Genomic DNA, 16746 nt, shown 5'->3' with positions numbered 1-16746 from the left:
CTTGCCGGAATGCTCGGTCACCACGACATCTCCACACGATCCCGGCCGTAAGGCTCGGCTGTCACAACGACGCCCGTGTGATCCTTGTGGGCGGCGTCGTTCTGGTCGCGCCGCTCGGCCACCATGCCGCCCGTACGATCTCCGCCGTGGGGTCGCCTACCACGGCGCCTCCGTGTGGTCCTTGAGGAAGACTCCGTGCACCGGGTCGCCCGCCTCGCCGCGCACGATCGGGTCGTAGACCCGGGCGGCACCGTCGATGACGTCCAGCGGCGTCCGGCGGTCGAGCCACTCCCGCACCGGCACCGGGTTCTCGTCGGTGATCCAGCCGGTGTCCACGCTGCACATGTACACACCCTGCCGCGCCAGATCGGCGGCGCTGGTACGGGTCAGCATGTTCAGCCCGGCCTTGGCCATGTTGGTGTGCGGGTGACGGCCGGTCTTGTTCGGCGCCACGGACTGCCCTTCCACCGCCGACACGTTCACGATGTACCGGCGTGGGAAAGGCGCGGCGAGCAGCAACGGCAGTAGCCGGTCGATCAGCAGGAACGGCGCGACCGCGTTGACCAGCTGGACCTCCAGCAGCTCGGCCGGATCCACCTCACCGATCCGCACCGACCAGGAGTTACGCGCCGACATATCCGGCAGCAGACCGGACGCATCCGGCAACCCCGGGGCCACGTCATCAGGACGCGACAACGGAAGCCCCCGCAGGTCCCCGACCGCGCCACCAGAAGGCGAGACCGGAAGACCCCAGACCCCGTCACCGGGAGGCGACATCGGAAGACCCGGCACGAACCCCGGCACCGCCGACGCCCCCGGCGGAAGCCCGGCCCGCTCCCCCTCGACCAAGGCGGCGTAGGCCGACAGCGGCCGGCGCAGGGTCTGCGCGGCATTGTTGACCAGGATGTCCAGCGGATCCCCGGCCGCCAGAAACCGGCGGGTTGGTGGCGATCCACCTGTGGCCCAGGCGAGAAACGCCCATCGCATTGCTGCGTGCCCTGGCCGGTCGTAAGGACACCCCGCCCGCTGATTTCGACCCGCAGGAACTCGTCAACGGCCAAGCCAAGATCGAGCCGGGCGTCCGCCCTTTCACCGTCTCCTTCGTGACCCCGGCCAGGCAGGGCCTGCCGCGCCTGTATCGCCAGACCCGCTACTTGCGCTGGTCGCCCGTTCACCAGTGGCTGTGGGCCCTGGCCTCCCGGACCAGCCTGGCCGACTATCCCCCCGATCCTCAGAACCTCAAACCGACGGGCAACGAGATCATCCGGCTCTCCAGCGACTGGCACGCCGTCGTCCTACGCGACGGGATGGGCGTCGTCGGCATCCGCCCCGACCGGGGACGGGACGGCGCGTTCTTCGGCTACGCGGAGCTGTACCTGCGCTCGATCTACCTGGATGTCATCCTGCTCGGCATGCTCCAGAAGCAAGGGCTCACCCGCCTGGAGGGGCGTATGGCCGCCGCGCTCGACTCCTCGCTGTCGGCGACGATGGCCGAACTCGAACGGGAGGTCAGCTCCTTCCGGCACCGACTGTGGGCGCAGCATCTGACCCCGCACGGGACCCCGAATCGTCTGCTGGCCGCCTACCAGTGCCAGCACGCGCTCCGCGAACGCTTCGAGCAGATCCTCACCGAGATTAACGACTTCAACCGGCGCACCCGCGAAGACGAGAACCGGCACGTCAACAGCGCCGTGGTCGTGTTCACCCTCGTCACCGTCCCCTCCGGCATCGCCCTCGCGCTCCTCCAGGTCCTGGAGACCAACGAGCCCTGGTTGTTCGCCGCCGTGGCCGTGGCCTGCGCAGCGCTTATCGCACTCCTGCTGCGCACCAGCTCCGCCCGGGTGGCCTTCCGAGCACTACGCCGCCGCTTCACTCCTTGAAAACACCGCCGCTCCGTCGCCCCATAAGCAGCACCTCATCAGCCACACAGCATTTTTCAGCTACCTCAACACCTCCAGTATTCAGTGATGTATGTATTACAGAGAGCAGCGATTGTCATGGGTTCACCGGCCTGGCTACTCACTCACCTCGCCACAGCAAGCAGGACCGCAATGCTGCAAGTAACCTGGCCCACCTCCGATTTGGAGCCCCCGGATGGCTGACACCGTGCCCGAAATCATCGAGTACGAGGGAAAGCACTACAGGTTAATGCCGTCGACAGGCAAGGCCATCTGCTCGAAGACCGGCAAAGACATCCATCACAGCGAGGACTGTCAGCACCTGCGCGGCGGCGACCAGTCCGCATGGCAGCTGTACGAGGATCCCGACGGCCTCACCTGGCGCCGCCTCCTCGATTCTGCCCCGTCGAACAACCGGGACGGTCGCCGGGAATTCGCCCGAGCACACGGCCTGCTCAACGGCGTCGGTAGACCGATCACCGACGCCTGCGATGACTGCGTCCTGAAGGAGGTCTCCATGACCGATGATGGACGTCCAATTCGCATGACTCTGGCCGAGGCCCTCACAGCCTTCGACCGGTCCGCCATCGCGGACGAGGTTGCCAAAGCCACCGCTGAGATCGAAAGGGTCCGGCAGGAGTTTCCTCTCACGGCCTGGGCCGACATGCCTCTCGAGCGCTACGCGCTTGGAGTATCCGACTACAGGAGCACCTTCTGCTACCAGATGGAGTACGGCACTCGTGAGCTGGGCGGCATCGGCGGTGGCAGCGCCCGCAAGCACATGATCTTCCGGCAGAAGAAGGACCAGCGCTGGTACCACGATCCCGCCTTCGCCAACGAGCAGGATGCGTGGGCGCACCTGCGACAGGGTTTCCTCGACGCGTTCGCATTGGCGGAAAAGGGTCAGGTCGCCGCAGTCGACGGGATCGAAGCGCTCCGCTCGGGTCCGAGCCTGACGGCGAAGACCCTCTATGTCTATATCCCCGACCGCATGCTGCCGGTCTACGGCCGGGAACACGTCCGCCACTTCATCTCGCTACTGTCGGACGAGGACCCGTCGAAGCTGGAGCCCTTCGAAGCTCACGCACTGCTGAAACAGCTCATCGACGAGACGGGGCACTTCTCCGGGTGGCACAGCAGGGAGATCGCACACTTCCTGTACTGGTGGAACAGCCCCAGGCAGAATGCCGCCATCGTCAAAATCGCACCCGGGCCGGATGCGAAGTGCTGGCAGGACTGTCTGACGGGTGGATACATCTGCGTGGGCTGGGACGATGTCGGAGACCTCACCGCCTACACGTCGGAAGACGATTTCCTCGAAACCTTCCGAGCGGTCTACGGCAAGGAGTACAACAGCAACCAGGCCAAGATCACAACAAAGGCCCGGGAGCTATGGCGGTTGACCCAGCTCCAGCCCGGCGATCTGATCGTAGCGAACAAGGGCACCCGGGAAGTCCTCGCCGTAGGTCACGTCACCAAAGCCGGCTACGCCTGGCGTGAAGATCGCACCGCATTCCGGCACATCGTGGCCGTGAACTGGGACACCTTCTACGCGCAGACGCTCCCCGAAGCGGAGAAGCACTGGGGTGTCGTCACCGTGGCCAGCGTGCCCGTCCGCCTATGGAAGATCATTCGCGCTGGAGCCGGTGCCGCGAAAGATCCAGCCCCCGTGCGAGGAAACGGCATGAAGATGCCGCAGGCCGACCCGCAGCTCTCCGCACTGGCCAAGGGGCTCGCGCGCAAGGGACAGCTCGTGCTGTTCGGCCCACCCGGAACCGGCAAGACATACACCAGTCTGCGCTTCGCCGCCTGGTGGCTCTCGCAGGAGCTCGGACTGGAGTCCGAGCCTGATCCGGACGGTGGCTCCCTCCGACGGACACTGGCCGAGCTGTCCCGGCGCGACGGGCGACCGGCTGGTCACCTCACCCAGGTGACCTTTCATCCGGCATACGGCTACGAGGACTTTATTGAAGGTTTCCGGCCGGTCGAAGACGGAAGCTCAGGCCTGCGCCTGTCGCTGGTGGACGGTGTCTTCAAACGCATCTGCCGGGCCGCCGAACAGGACCCCGGTCAGCCGTACCTGCTGCTCATCGATGAGATCAACCGGGGCGACGTCCCGAAAATATTCGGTGAGCTGATCACTCTGCTGGAGAAAGACAAGCGCGGCCTGACCGTGGTCCTCCCACAGAGCGGTGAAGATTTCAGCGTCCCGTCGAACGTGCACATGCTCGGCACGATGAACACTGCGGACCGCAGTATCCGGCTGCTGGACTCCGCGCTGCGCCGACGATTCGCCTTCGAGGAACTTCTGCCGGATGTCTTCCTGCTACAGGGTGCATTTGTGGGCAAACTCAACCTCGGTGACCTGCTCAGCGAGCTCAACCGCCGCGTGCTCAAGGAACTCGGCCGCGAGCGCCAGATCGGGCACTCGTTCTTCCTCCTCGACGGCGAACCCGTGCAGGACGAGGCGACCCTTGCCGCAGTGGTCCGCAATGAGGTGCTACCGCTGCTGCAGGAGTACGCCTACGACGACTACTCCATGCTCGCCCGGTTCCTCGGTTCCGAGATCGTCGACGTCATCGAGCATCGCATCAACGACGTCGACGACGAGAAACTGATCGACGCGCTCTACGCCGAGTTGCTGGTGGATGCGGGCCTGCGGTGAGAACCGTGGTCCTGGACGAGTACCAGAAGACCTGGGTCGGCGATTTGAGTCCCAGCGCTACCGACCGGGCAGCGGCCTACTCCGAGGACCTTGGGCAACGGCTGAGACTGCGCTGGCTGGCGAGCGGCGAGCTAGAGGTCGAAGCGACCTCGTACATAGGAGTCGTCGCCCTTGACTGCGTCACTATCCACATCCGACCCAAGCTGGTCGGCCGCGAGCTGGCCGTATTGAGGATGCTCGACTACGCAAGCGGGTTACCTGCGCTCCGGCATATGGACCGCCTGCGCAACCTCCCGAACCAGGGGCACGACCTTCGGGATCTGATCTGCCTGCTGCTGACCGTCGAATGTGAGGCATTGGTACGGCACGGGCTGCGGCGCGACTACATCCGGCGGCAGGAGACTCTGCCCGCGATACGCGGCCGGCTACTTGCCGACCAGCAGGTGCTGCGCCGATTCGGCCGACTGGACAGGTTGGAATGCCGATTCGACGAGTTCGACAGCGACATCCTCGACAACCGGCTGTGCGCGGCAGCTCTGCGAGTGGCCGCGCACAGCGCTCGCGATGAAGCACTGCGCGCCCGGGCCCGCCGCGTGGCGACCGACTTCTCCGAAGTCTGCACCACAGATGGCCTTGACGTGCGCTGGGTCGCGCAACACCTGACCTACCACCGCCCCAACGAGCACTACCGCCAGGCACATCGGTGGGCACTACTCCTGCTGCAGGCCCCCGGCTTTACCGATCTCCTCTCCACCGGCGGACCGTCCTCCCGCACATTCATGCTGGACATGAACAGCTTGTTCGAAGCCTTTGCCACGCAGCTGCTCCGCGAGGCCACGCACCGCACCGGCATCGCCGTACGCGCCCAGGAAAGCTTGTCTCGCAGTATCAGCCGTCCCGACGGCCGCAGCTACACGTCGATCACCCCGGACATCCAGCTCGTCCACGGACATGGCCCAGGCGCCTGGCGACGTTCGGTCGATGTCAAGTACAAGCTCTACGCCGACCGGACGATCAAGCCTTCCGACCTCTACCAGAGCTTCGCCTACGGCCAGGTCTTGAGCAGCGAAGAGACTCCGACCGCGTACATCCTTTTCGCCAGTGACCGGGACGGCGAGCCAGACCATGTCGTCCTGCGCCGCCTCGATGGTGTCCCTGTCGCGAAGCTCATCAGCGTCGGAGTGAACGTGCCGCGCGTCCTGGAGACCCTCGGCACACCGAGGCTCCAGCCCTTGCTCAACAGGCTTCTCGATGATTTGGGCGGTCACATCCAGTGGGCTTTTTCAACCTGAAGCCGCAGGTCTCTGAATCTCGCTGTTCCAACGGAGCCGGTAACTCGCTGGCCGGGCGGTAACCGTACATGACACGGTATGACGGTGTCCGACCTCATCAAGCTGCCCCGCTCGATTACCGAGGCCCTCACCGCCGAGCGTGACGGTCTGCGATTGCGTTATCTGTTCTTCTGGGGCCATCGGCCGCCCCGTGGCGGCGGTGTCGGCGCCGGGTGCCTCAGCCAGTGGTGGGAGGTCGCCTTCACCGTGGACGGGCACCTCTTCCGGTCGGCCGAGCACTACATGATGGCGCACAAGGCGTGGCTGTTCGGCGACGGCGAGACCGCGGTGCGGATCCTCGCCGCCGGGCATCCCGGCGAGGCCAAGAAGCTCGGCCGCGAGGTCCGCGGCTTCGACGAGTCCGTGTGGAACGAGCACCGCTACGAGATCGTGGTAGGCGCCAACATCGCCAAGTTCGGCCAGCACCCGGAGCTCGGAGACTTCCTGCTCGGCACCCGTGGCCGCGTCCTGGTCGAGGCCAGCCCCGTCGATCGGATCTGGGGCATCGGGCTCACCGCCGACGACGAGCGTGCCGCCTCCCCCGCCACCTGGCAGGGCCTGAACCTGCTCGGCTTCGCTCTCATGGACGCCCGCGACGCCCTGGACACCGCACCGTGAAACAGGGCTGGCTGGACGAGGTGGACCGGGTGTTCGCGGCGGTGCCGCCGTTGGACCGCGAGGTCGGCGGCTGCGCGCACTGCCATGCCGAGGAAGACCTGCGCCTGCTCGGCGGCGACCCCGCGGCCATGTCCGACGAACTCGTCGGGAGCTTCATGAGGAAGGTCGTCGACCACTGGGACGAGGACCAGTACCCGCTGCTGTGGCGCCGCCTGATGCCTCGCGTCCTGCGTTACCTGGCGTCGGCTGCTCCGGGCTGCGACCCGGCCGGAGAACTTCGCGGCCTGGCCTCCTACGGCGCGGGCTTCGCCGGCTGGCCCGCACACGAGCGAACCGCCGCCGAGCGTGCCTTCGCCGCCCTGCTCGCCGCGGCACTCACCGACGGACGACCCGCCGAACGCGTCGCCGAGCTCGTGGAGGGCCTCGCCCACGCGACCGAGGATCTGCGGCCCTGGCTGGACCGTCTCGCGGGCCTGCCCGGTCACGAGGCCGACGCCGGGCTGGTACGGCTGGCCTGCCACTGGTCGACCGCCCTGCTGTGGGAGGAAGACCTGTTCACCTGGTGGTACGACGGGGACCCGCAGGTTCTGGCCGATTGGCTGCCCAGCCAGCGCGACCGCATCGCATCTTTCGCCGCGGCGCATCGCTGTAAGACGGCCGCCGACACGGTCGTCGCCATCGACCGGCTCCAGGCGGGCGAGCCGAGCCCCTGGTTCTACCCCGGCGCCACGGGCTACCCGATGAGAGGCTTGGACCCGCGGCTGCTCCACGTCGTCACGCGGTGATCTCGGTGCGCTTCGGCATCCGCGCGCGTCGCCTACGGACCAGGAGCTTCCATACGCCCTGCGGCACCGCGTTGCGCCACGCCGTGCAGCTCTGGATGTACTCGGTCAGCAGATTGGTGACACGCCGCGGCTGATCGTCGGCGACCTGCTGCGCTATGTCCGGCGAGCGGTCCGGTGCACGCTCCGGACCGCGGCGATCTCGGGATGTGGCCGGAGTTCCGGTACGGCTGCCGCCAGGCGCCCCAGCTCGCGTTTGATCCTGGACGCGATGCCCTGACTCAGGATGAACCGGGTCGGCGACGGAGCCCGCTGGGCCTCGGCGAGCAAGCGGAGCGCACCCCTGCTGCCGATCCCCGTGTGCCCGAGATCCAGGTGTCCCAGCCGGTGCGGGGAACCGGCCAGCACCTGGGCGACGGATGCCACACCTCCGTCCCCGAGATGGTTGTCCGAGGCACCGAGGACCCCGGCGGCACGGACCCGGCCCAGGTCGAGCACCTCGACCCCCGCCGCCACCGCGGCGGCGACCAGCTCGACGGCGGCGGCGGATCCGATGCCGTTGCTCGCCACCGACAATCGGCGCAGACGTCCGGCCCGTACGGCCTTCGCCAGGTTCACGGCACCTTGATCTCCAAGGTCTGCCGCTGACACGTAGAGCTCCTCAAGCCCGGCTGCGGAGATCAGCCTCGCCAGCTCCTCGGCGCCCGCCGGTCCGAGAGGGTTGCCGCTCACGAACAGCCGCCCGATGCCTCCGGCGGACAGCACACGGTCGACGAATGTCGCGAGCCCGCCCGCGTCCAGGCCTGTCTGGACCAGGTCGACCGTGGTCAATCCGGCACCGACGGCCTCGGCGACGATGCGACCGCCGTCGGGTCCGAGCGGGTTGCGCTTGAGCCAGAGGCCACGGACGACACCGGGTGAGGCGGTCAGGCGGTCGGCGATCAGGCACGCGCCGGCCGCGGTGACGCCATTGCAGCCGAGGTAGAGAGTCGAGGCTCCGGAGGCCGTGGCCGCCTCCGCGACCGTGTCCGCCCCCGCATCGCCCAGCCCGTCGGTGCCCAGCAGCAGATGACGCATCGGCCCGCCGTGGGGCAATGCTTCCGCGATCAGCTCGGCGCCACGTGCTCCCAGTGCCTGCTTGCACAGGTCGAGGCGCCCGTCGGGCATCGCCGTACCCACCGCGAAATCGGTGCGGCGGGTCGCCGGCCGCCCGGCGCGCAACCACGCGAGCAACGCGTCAAGGTCGTGGGGCTCGGCTACCACGGCGCCTCCGCGTAGTCCTTCAGGAAGACCCCGTACACCGGGTGGCCCGCCTCGCCGCGCACGATCGGGTCGTAAACCCGCGCGGCACCGTCGATCACGTCCAGCGGAGTCCTGCGATCGAGCCGATCCCGCAGTGGCACAGGGTTCTCGTCGGTGATCCAGCCGGTGTCCACGCTGCACAGGTACACGCCCTGCCTGGCGAGGTCGGCGGCGCTGGTGCGGGTCAGCATGTTCAGCCCGGCCTTGGCCATGTTGGTGTGCGGGTGGCGGCCGGTCTTGTTCGCCACCGCGAACTGGCCCTCCACGGCCGACACGTTCACGATGTACCGGCGCGGGAAGGGCGCCGCGAACAGCAACGGCAGCAGCCGGTCGATGAGCAGGAACGGCGCGACCGCGTTGACGAGCTGAACCTCCAGCAACTCCGCCGGATCGACCTCGCCGATCCGGGCCGACCACGAGTTCCGCGCCGACAGGTCGGGCAGCAGGCCGGACACATCCGGCAACTCCCAGGCCACATCGGGGGCAGGCGGCACTCGACGACCATGAGAATTGGAGATCGGTACGAATCCAGGCACCACCGACGCCCCCGGCGGCAGCTCGGACCGCTCGCCCTCGGCCAGGGCGGCGTAGGCCGACGGCGGTCTGCGCAAGGTCTGGGCGGCGTTGTTGACCAGGATGTCCAGCGGGTCCCCGCCGGCCAGAAGCCGGTCGCTGAGCGCGATGACCTGCCGGGGGTCGCGCAGGTCGATCCCAACGATCTCCAGGCGGCCGGCCCAGTCACCGGTCTTCGCGAACCTCCTGGTCGCGTCACCCGGAAAGCGGGTGGTAACCGTGACGTGGGCTCCGTCACGGAGCATCTTCAGCGCGAGATGGTGACCGATCTTCGTACGTCCACCGGTGACGAGCGCACGCCGCCCCGACAGGTCGGCGCGTACCGTACGGCGCGCCGCGTTGGAGGCCGCGCACGAGGGGCAGAGCAGGTGATACAGGCCGTCCACCTGTGTGAAGCGGCTCTTGCAGACGTAGCAGATCCGCGCTCTGCGCAGCTTTCCTCCCGGCTCTCCCTCCGGCTTCTCCGCGACAGGAGCGTCGATCACCCGGTCCGCCCCACCCATCGCGGTGGCCGCCAGCACCGCGGCGTCGGCTTCCGCCGAAGCACGTCTACGGTCCCGCTTGCGGCGCTGCCGCCCGTCACGGATCAGGGCGAGCGCCACGTGCTCGATCCGGAGGCGGGCCGGATCATCCAGCGGGAGCAGGCGAGTCTCGCCGAGCGCGCGCAAAACCGCCGAGACGCTCTCCCCGTCCACGTCATCCTCCCTCGGGTGGGCCCGGCTGGATTCGAACCAGCGTCCTCCTCTTTGCCAAAGAGGCGCGACGGCCGACTGCGCTACAGACCCCGGCGAGAAATGGGGTCCGGCCGGATTCGAACCGGCGTCCTCCGCCTTGAAGGGCGGCGTGACGACCAACTGCACTACGGACCCCATGCGAAACCGGCTCATATCAGGACCGATCTTGTGCCTACCCTACCGACGAGATCAACTCGATTTCGATGGGGCTGGGCCGGAGGGATGCCGGGGCTGGGCCGGAGGTCGGGACCGAGACCGGGGGTGGGGGTCGTTCGCCGTCAAACGGCGCGGCGCCGTACGTGGTGGAAGGTCAAAAGCGCGGCGAGGGGTGGGTGGGGTGGCCCAGGGCCGCTTCTTCCGTGCGGGCCGGAGTCTCGTGGTCCGGGGGCGGTGCTCAGGAGGAGCCGGTCGATGGGCGGGTGGGAAGGCCTGGCGAGGGGGCGGTGGTGGATCGGGCGAGGCAGGGCGGACGCCGAAGAGCCCCAGGAGCGGCAGTGATCAGGCTTTTTCCTTGATCTGTTGGGATTGGCGGCGCCATGGACCGCCAATCCCAACAGATCAAGGAAAAACCCCGCACCGCCCCCTCCCCGGCCCGCGCAACGGGGAGCACTCCGTACGGCGCCGCGCGGATGGGTCGGCCCTGGGCCACTCCACCACCCCTCGCCGCGCTTTTGACCTTCCACCCCGGTACAGCGCCGCACGAAAGGAACGGCCCTGGGCCACTCCACCACCCCTCGCCGCGCTTTTGACCTTCCACCCCGGTACAGCGCCGCACGAAAGGAACGGCCCTGGGCCGGAACGGAGGTGAACGGGAGCCGCTACCGCCGCCCGCCACCGGCGGAACCCGTACACCACCTCCGTGGACGCAACCTCCGGCGACTCGGCGCCGTACCCGAGTCAGCAGATCCTCGACGCACTTGGGAAGCAGGATCAGTCCCAGAAATTGAATACCAGCTCGCCCACCGTTTCGGGCCTCCAGTAACGGATCTGATCCATCTCGGCCTCCCCGAGCTCGGAAAGATCAGCGCGGGCTACCGGCAAGGCCAGCTCGGCCGTGCCCGGAACCCGGTAGGGCTCGTACGCTCCGAGCTTCCCCGAGACTTCCCGATCGTCCAGGAACGACAGCGCCATGTCGCTTTCGATCCTGCGCCGCGCGAGCGCGAGAAGCGGGAGCAGCACATGCCCCACGAGCTCCAGTTCCCGGCCCCGGTCCCGGTAGGTCAATATGGCGGCGTGGAAGCTCCGTCTCCCGCCGGCGGGGTCAACGGCCAGGACCCGGCCATTCGTACGGCGCGCCACATCGTGAACGATCCGGGTGAACTCGCGCGGATCCGGTGCGCTCGGAGGCGGCTCCCCCGCGTACCAGAATCCGGTCGCCCCGCGCGGCAGCCGGAAGGCCGTCGGCGGACACGATCCTCCCCGCTCCGGCCCGGAACGGGGAACCTCATCCGTCACGATCCCACCTCGGTCCGTCCGAACCCGTACACGATCTTGTCCAGACCAACGCCGTGGTCGTTGAACTCCTCCACCTTCTCGGCTCCGGCTCCTCGGCGGGCGTTCACCGCCCGGGGATGTCCCTGTCGCCCGCCGGTCCCGGCCCTCCGGCGTCACATCCGCGGCGCGCAGGCCGCCGTCACCGGTAGCGGAAGCCGTCGAGGAAGCGACGGAAGACCCCGCCCACACGGGGCAGGGGCGCGGCCGGTGGCGGCGCCACCGTGCGCTGCCGGGCGATGGGCTGGTCGTAGTCGGTCCGCGCGATGGCGTCGACGACCTGCTGCTCGTCGAAGTCCTCGGACCCCTCGATCACGGGCACGAAACCGACCATCATCCCGTTGCGCATCACCAGGGCTTCGAGGCCCGCCGTACCGTCGGTGTCCCAGTCCGCCTCACGCCCGCCGGGCAACAACACCCGCACCCCGAACTGGTAAACGCCGACCCTCGCCAGATGGGCGTCTATGCCACGCTCGCGCAACGCGTCGACAACCCGCCGGGCCCGGTTCTCATCCACCTCTCCCAAGATAACCGGGCCGGTCCGCCCGCGAGCGGACGTCCTCGATGCGGGGTCCGGTGCGGTTGTCCGGCGGCTGCTGTGGCGAAAGCGACGTGGAGAGCATGCCCAGGAGGGCGCCTTGCCCCGGTCGGCGGACGCCAGCGGGATCCGGAAACACTCGAAACCGGTGGGGTGGGATGCCTCGAAGATCCCGGACAGGCAAGTGACCTGAGATTCCTCCCCGCTCGCACAGCACTCGTGGGAATCGGTTCGGTGGGCCAATCCCTGTCAGGCGACTTTCCAGGTTCGATTGCCCAGGGTCGCGACGAGATCAACCGTTCCTCCGAGCGCCGTGACATAGGCACGTACGACATCGATGCCGGACACCTCGCCGTTCTCGATCTTGGAGATTCGCGCCTGCGTCACCCCAAGAGCCTCGGCGAGTTCCACCTGGGTGATGCCGGCCGCCTTGCGCATCTCGGCGAGCTGATAGCCGCGCACGTACGCCTCCCGGCGCTGACGGGCAGCCTCTTGCCCGACCGCCCGCTCGGCATCCGAACGCGGGTCGAGCGCCCGCGCCTTCGCCTTGACGTCGGTCCACTTGGAGTATCCGCCGCTCATCGCCCCTCCTCCTTCAACGCGATCAAGTGCTCTTCGAACCGTTCGTCGGCCAATGGGATCGCCTGGCGGTACCAGCCTTCCCAGTTGCCGGCTTTGTCGCCGGCCACCAGGAAGATGGCTTCCCGAGCCGGGTCGAACGCGAAGATGATCCGAATTTCACTGCTCCCCGATGAGGGAGGCCGCAGCTCCTTCATGTTGTGAAAGCGGCTCCCCTGCAGCCGGTCGACCAACGGCCGCCGAGCCGTCGGCCCCTCCTCCGCGAGTTGGTCGATGGCGTCCTTGATCAGATCTGCCGTCTCGGAATCACTCACGCAGATCTCCAGATACCACGCTTCCACCTCGGGATGCAGACTGATCTCCCAGCTCATCGCCCTATTATAACCGATCAGTCATATCGGGGACGGGGTAAACAGCCTTCTGGGCACGCCACAGGATGACGATCAGTTGCATGATCTATTTTCGGCTCTGCCGGAGCCCCCGGGTCGAAGAGGAGTTCGGCCACGCCCCATGATCAACGCCAGGCGACTGATTAACGCAAGGCGACGGTCACCCGGCCAGCCGCGTACGGACTCCCCCGGGTTCGAGAAACCGGGACCCACGCCCTGGACCGCTTGTCCCCGGACACCTCAGACAGGCTGGCACCCGGGCACCTCCGGCCGTGGAAATGTCGGCGGGTTCTGTAAAGATCTCCAATCCCGGCCGAACATCTGATCTTGGAGATCCGCGACATGGGACCGAAGCACGTGCGGTTGACCGCCTGGGACCAGGTGCGCGAGCTCGTCGACGCCGGCGACGTGGCCAAGATCGTGGAGGCGGTGACCGCGCTCGACGACGCCGGACGGCGGGAGGTGGCACGCGAGCTGCCCGGATACGTGGCGGTGGCGCGGGAGAAGGCGCGGCGGACGCTGGCGGACCACGAGGCCGAACGCGACCGGGTCCGGCGGGTCCGGCAGACGGAGGCGCGACGGCTGCACGACGCCGGGGAGATCTCCGAGCACCAGTTCAACCAGATGTGGTCGATGACGTGGCACGACGACGACTGGGAGACCCTGCCCGGAACCGACGGCTGGATCGAGCCGATGCGGGTCGCGGGCGCGGGCACGATCGGCGGCGCGGCGGCCGTGGTGACCTGGATCAACCGCCGGGACTTCGATCGCTGGGACGTCGACGGCTGGGACTCCGCCGGCGGTCCGACGGCCGGCGGGATCGAGCCGCTGCTTGAGGTGATCGCCGCGCGGCCCGCCGAATGGCAGGCCGATCTGGCCGTACGGCTCGCACTCCGGATCCGTCCCCGGCGCCGCCGGAACCCGAGTGATCGGAACCTGCCGCTGGCGCTCGCCCTGCTCCGCCGTACCGGCGTGACTCCTCCCGCGCACGACCCGCTCGTGGTCGGGTGGGTGTCCCGGGAAGCCCGGCTCAGCGAGCTGCGGGCCGATCCGCTGCTCGACCGTCTGCTGCCGCTGATCTTCGATGCCGAGGGCGTCGGCCGGGCGCTGCGGGACGAGCGGCCCGACCCGGCCGGCGCGACCTCCTGGCTCGGCGCTCTCCGCACGCTCGCGGCCGAGGGCAGGGTGCCGCGCACGCTGTTGCTCGACGGCAGCCGGCGCCGCTTCCTGCTCGGCGGCGAAGGCCCCGACCTGCGATTCTTCGCCCGCCTCCACGAGCTGCTCGAACCCGTCCCCGCCGAGATCGAACCACACGCGATCGACTACCTGCGGCTCCTGCCCACCGCGCCGGGACCGGTGGCCGAGCTGTCGCTGAAACACCTGCGGCGGTTGACCGGCCTCGACCCGGCAGACGTGGTGGAGGCGCTGGAGGGCCTGCTGTTCCGCGCCGAGGGCGGGCTGGTCCGCGCCGGTCTGAGCTGGCTGGAGGAGTCCGTACAGCGGGCGCCCCATCGGGCCGACGAGCTGGCTCCCGCCCTGGCCCTGGCGTTCGGCCACGAGGCGCGAGCCGTACAGGAACGGGCTGTGCGCCTGGCGGTCCGGCACGCCGGGCGCTTCACCCCGCTCGGCGCCGAGACCCTTCGCCGCGGCACGGGCACGCTGGCGCCCGACCTGCACAACCGGCTGGCCGCGGCCATCGGGGGCGAGCCCGTCGAGGAGCCGGAACCCGAGCCCGAGCCCGAGGAGGTGTTCGTCCCGCGGCCGCTGCCCGCTCCGTTCCGGCCGGTCCCGGTCATCGCCCCGCCCGGCACTGCCGGGCAGCTGGCCCGCATGTATCTGCGCGAGGGCTGGCGAGCGGCCGAACGCTGCCTGGCCGCCTTCGTCCGGCTCGCCGCGCAGGACCGGGAGTCGCTGCGCGCGGAGCTGGCTCCGTTCGTCGAGCTCCATGGAGAGGAACTGGCTTCGGACGAATGGCGGAAGCACGGCACCTGGATGATCGCCTTCGCGGCCGAGCTGGTCGACCCCGGACGGGTGCACGAGAGCCGTCGCACCGCGTTCGTCAACCACGCCCGGCGCGAGCACGGGCTCCCACCTGTGGCGGTCGAGGAGCCCGACCGGCTGCCGAGGTCCGACCGCGTCTCGCCGCTGCACCGCTTCATCCTGCGCCGCCATGCGGAGATCCTCGCCGCGCTGAGGGCCGGGACGCTGCCGCCGCTCCTGCTCGCCACGCCGAGCCTGTCCAACGGTCAGCTCGACCCGGCCGAACTGGTGGCCAGGCTGGAGACGCTGGAAGCGGCGGGCACCACGCCGCTGCCCGCCGACTTCCAGCAGGCGCTGCTCAGGCTGCCCCGGCGGATCGACCCGGCGGTGGCCGTACGGGCCGCGGCGCTGAGGTCGGAGGCGGGCCGCCGGGCTGCCCGCTGGATGGCCGACGGCGGGCTGCCCGACCCCGACGTGCTGGTGACCTGGTCAGGAGAGGACGACGGCCTCGGGTCACGGATCTGGATGACCTCCACCGTTCAGGCCGCGCCCACCGGCCTGCCGCTGGTCGACGAGCTGCTCGCCGACCAGCCCCGGCACGTCAACCCCGTGTGCGGCGGGCATCTCGGGGGGCTGATGGAATGGTGGGCCGCCGTCCTGCCCTCCCACCGGGAGGTGGTCGCCGCCCATCTCCTGCCGCACCAGCCGGTGCCCGCCTGGAGCGTGGAGATGCGTCCGCTGCGCCTGGCCGATCTCGCCGCCGCGGAGGGACCCGCCGGACGGGCCGTCGCCGTCCTGCTCGCGCACCGGATCTTCCCTCCGCCGTTCGCCCACGACGACGCCACTCCCGCGGTCCGTGCCCTCCGGAGCCTGGCCGCCGCCGGCGAGTTCCCCGCCGAGGACTTCGGTACGGAAATCGCCCAGCGGGTGCTCCGGGGTGAGTTGACGCTGCGGCTCCTGGTGGACACGGTGGAAGGCGAGGCAGCGAACGGAACCCATCTCCACATGTGGCGAGCTCTCGCCGCGGCGTTGCCCTTCCTGCTCCCCGCCCGGGGCAGCCGCCCCACCGTCGCCCACACCGACCTGGTCGCCCTGGCGGCCCGCCTCGCCCGCTGGTCGGAGGCCCGGGGACAGATCCCCGCCCTTGCCGCCTTCGCGGCGCGCAAGGGCTCCAGCCGCATCCTCCGGCACGCCAGGACCCTCCACGACCGGCTGGCGTCCGGGGACGGCACCCGATGATCCACCCGCGACCCGGTCACGGGCGGGATCACCCATGCCTAACTCTCCACGGGCCCCCATACCGGGGAGAGGTACGGCAGGCGGGCCGAGCGGTAGAGCACGACGATCAGGGCCACGACAGCCGCGAACCAGGCGATGAGCGGGACAGGGCCCAGGCCGGTGTAGCCGTACCCGGCCAGCATGCCGAGCGCTCCCAGGCTGACCACGGCCCAGCGCAGCACGTCGAGGAGGGCGGCCCTGGAGATGTCTCCGCAGGGACGGATCCGGCTGATGACGGCGTCGGCGGTCAGCCAGACGGCGATCAGGGCACCGGCCGTGTCGGCGACGCCGATCACATGCATGACGGGGAGAGCCATCAGGGGGTAGCCCGGATGCGCGTCGGGCGCGACCATGGCGACGAGCGAGACGCAGACCATGACGATGGCGGAGGACCTGGCCCGGCTGAAGGGGTCGTCGGCGGATCGCTGCAGCCGAGACAGCCCGGAGACGCACAGGAGCCAGCCGGCGGGGTTGAGCAGCAGGTCGAAGCCATTGAACCGGAGGGCTCCGAAGGCGAAGACGAAACCGCTGGCGATCTTCGTGACGGGCCGCACGCGCCCCAACCTCTCAGGTGTGCCGTTGTCCGCG

The 16746-nt window shown here is 69.0% G+C and carries 14 protein-coding genes and 2 tRNA genes; 6 read left to right on the top strand and 10 right to left on the bottom strand.

Features of this window, described 5'->3' with window-relative positions; all coding sequences use genetic code 11:
• Window positions 1–156: 156 nt before the first annotated feature.
• A complete protein-coding gene (locus SROS_RS52805; RefSeq protein ID WP_245564611.1) occupies window positions 157–636 on the bottom strand; it encodes an SDR family oxidoreductase in 480 nt (159 codons plus the stop codon).
• Window positions 637–944: 308 nt separating this feature from the next.
• Between SROS_RS52805 and SROS_RS11660 the strand changes: the two genes are divergently transcribed.
• The 5 genes from SROS_RS11660 (at window position 945) to SROS_RS11640 (ending at window position 7297) form a co-directional block, all read left to right on the top strand.
• On the top strand, window positions 945–1880 hold the full coding sequence (locus tag SROS_RS11660; RefSeq protein WP_012889128.1) for a hypothetical protein: 936 nt from the start codon (window positions 945–947) through the stop codon (window positions 1878–1880).
• Window positions 1881–2094: 214 nt separating this feature from the next.
• Window positions 2095–4563 (top strand): McrB family protein, encoded by a 2469-nt coding sequence (locus SROS_RS11655; RefSeq protein ID WP_012889127.1) that lies wholly within the window; start codon window positions 2095–2097, stop codon window positions 4561–4563.
• A 5-nt stretch (window positions 4564–4568) separates the two neighbouring features.
• Window positions 4569–5855 (top strand): McrC family protein, encoded by a 1287-nt coding sequence (locus SROS_RS11650; RefSeq protein WP_169369283.1) that lies wholly within the window; start codon window positions 4569–4571, stop codon window positions 5853–5855.
• A 78-nt stretch (window positions 5856–5933) separates the two neighbouring features.
• On the top strand, window positions 5934–6512 hold the full coding sequence (locus SROS_RS11645) for a riboflavin biosynthesis intermediates N-glycosidase (RefSeq protein WP_012889125.1): 579 nt from the start codon (window positions 5934–5936) through the stop codon (window positions 6510–6512).
• Window positions 6509–7297, top strand: coding sequence for a hypothetical protein (locus SROS_RS11640; protein WP_012889124.1), 789 nt, complete (start codon window positions 6509–6511; stop codon window positions 7295–7297). The genes SROS_RS11645 and SROS_RS11640 overlap by 4 nt, the downstream gene beginning before the upstream one ends.
• 153 nt (window positions 7298–7450) lie before the next feature.
• On the opposite strand, the gene SROS_RS11635 is transcribed toward SROS_RS11640, so the two are convergent.
• From SROS_RS11635 to SROS_RS11600, 8 genes are all read right to left on the bottom strand, one after another.
• Entirely contained in the window at window positions 7451–8557 is a 1107-nt protein-coding gene (locus tag SROS_RS11635) for a leucine-rich repeat domain-containing protein (RefSeq protein ID WP_012889123.1), read from the bottom strand.
• Window positions 8551–9864 (bottom strand): SDR family oxidoreductase, encoded by a 1314-nt coding sequence (locus tag SROS_RS11630; RefSeq protein ID WP_012889122.1) that lies wholly within the window; start codon window positions 9862–9864, stop codon window positions 8551–8553. The genes SROS_RS11635 and SROS_RS11630 overlap by 7 nt, the downstream gene beginning before the upstream one ends.
• Before the next feature lie 16 nt (window positions 9865–9880).
• Window positions 9881–9954 (bottom strand) — tRNA-Ala (locus SROS_RS11625).
• Window positions 9955–9965: 11 nt separating this feature from the next.
• Window positions 9966–10038 (bottom strand) — tRNA-OTHER (locus SROS_RS11620).
• A 795-nt stretch (window positions 10039–10833) separates the two neighbouring features.
• Window positions 10834–11202, bottom strand: coding sequence for a hypothetical protein (locus tag SROS_RS11615; RefSeq protein ID WP_043651835.1), 369 nt, complete (start codon window positions 11200–11202; stop codon window positions 10834–10836).
• 334 nt (window positions 11203–11536) lie between these two features.
• On the bottom strand, window positions 11537–11911 hold the full coding sequence (locus SROS_RS11610) for a hypothetical protein (RefSeq protein WP_012889120.1): 375 nt from the start codon (window positions 11909–11911) through the stop codon (window positions 11537–11539).
• 270 nt (window positions 11912–12181) lie between these two features.
• Window positions 12182–12514 carry a helix-turn-helix domain-containing protein gene (locus tag SROS_RS11605; protein ID WP_012889119.1) on the bottom strand — a complete coding sequence of 111 codons (333 nt, stop codon included), beginning with the start codon at window positions 12512–12514 and terminating at the stop codon, window positions 12182–12184.
• A complete protein-coding gene (locus tag SROS_RS11600) occupies window positions 12511–12882 on the bottom strand; it encodes a type II toxin-antitoxin system RelE/ParE family toxin (RefSeq protein WP_012889118.1) in 372 nt (123 codons plus the stop codon). The genes SROS_RS11605 and SROS_RS11600 overlap by 4 nt, the downstream gene beginning before the upstream one ends.
• 360 nt (window positions 12883–13242) lie before the next feature.
• Between SROS_RS11600 and SROS_RS11595 the strand changes: the two genes are divergently transcribed.
• On the top strand, window positions 13243–16119 hold the full coding sequence (locus tag SROS_RS11595) for a DUF7824 domain-containing protein (RefSeq protein ID WP_012889117.1): 2877 nt from the start codon (window positions 13243–13245) through the stop codon (window positions 16117–16119).
• Window positions 16120–16157: 38 nt separating this feature from the next.
• Here SROS_RS11595 and SROS_RS11590 read toward each other — a convergent pair whose 3' ends face one another.
• Window positions 16158–16712 (bottom strand): hypothetical protein, encoded by a 555-nt coding sequence (locus SROS_RS11590; RefSeq protein ID WP_012889116.1) that lies wholly within the window; start codon window positions 16710–16712, stop codon window positions 16158–16160.
• Between the last annotated feature and the right edge of the window lie 34 nt (window positions 16713–16746).

Origin of the sequence: Streptosporangium roseum DSM 43021 (assembly GCF_000024865.1) — a bacterium.
Taxonomy (GTDB): Bacteria; Actinomycetota; Actinomycetes; order Streptosporangiales; family Streptosporangiaceae; genus Streptosporangium; species Streptosporangium roseum.
Note: the sequence above shows the minus strand (reverse complement) of the source record. Positions and strands in the feature narration are given on the sequence as shown.

Coding starts and splice junctions, on each gene's coding strand:
- SROS_RS52805 (WP_245564611.1), bottom strand. CDS start 636: ATGTCGGCGCGTAACTCCTGGTCGGTGCGGATCGGTGAGGTGGATCCG.
- SROS_RS11605 (WP_012889119.1), bottom strand. CDS start 12,514: ATGAGCGGCGGATACTCCAAGTGGACCGACGTCAAGGCGAAGGCGCGG.
- SROS_RS11600 (WP_012889118.1), bottom strand. CDS start 12,882: ATGAGCTGGGAGATCAGTCTGCATCCCGAGGTGGAAGCGTGGTATCTG.
- SROS_RS11595 (WP_012889117.1), top strand. CDS start 13,243: ATGGGACCGAAGCACGTGCGGTTGACCGCCTGGGACCAGGTGCGCGAG.
- SROS_RS11655 (WP_012889127.1), top strand. CDS start 2,095: ATGGCTGACACCGTGCCCGAAATCATCGAGTACGAGGGAAAGCACTAC.
- SROS_RS11645 (WP_012889125.1), top strand. CDS start 5,934: ATGACGGTGTCCGACCTCATCAAGCTGCCCCGCTCGATTACCGAGGCC.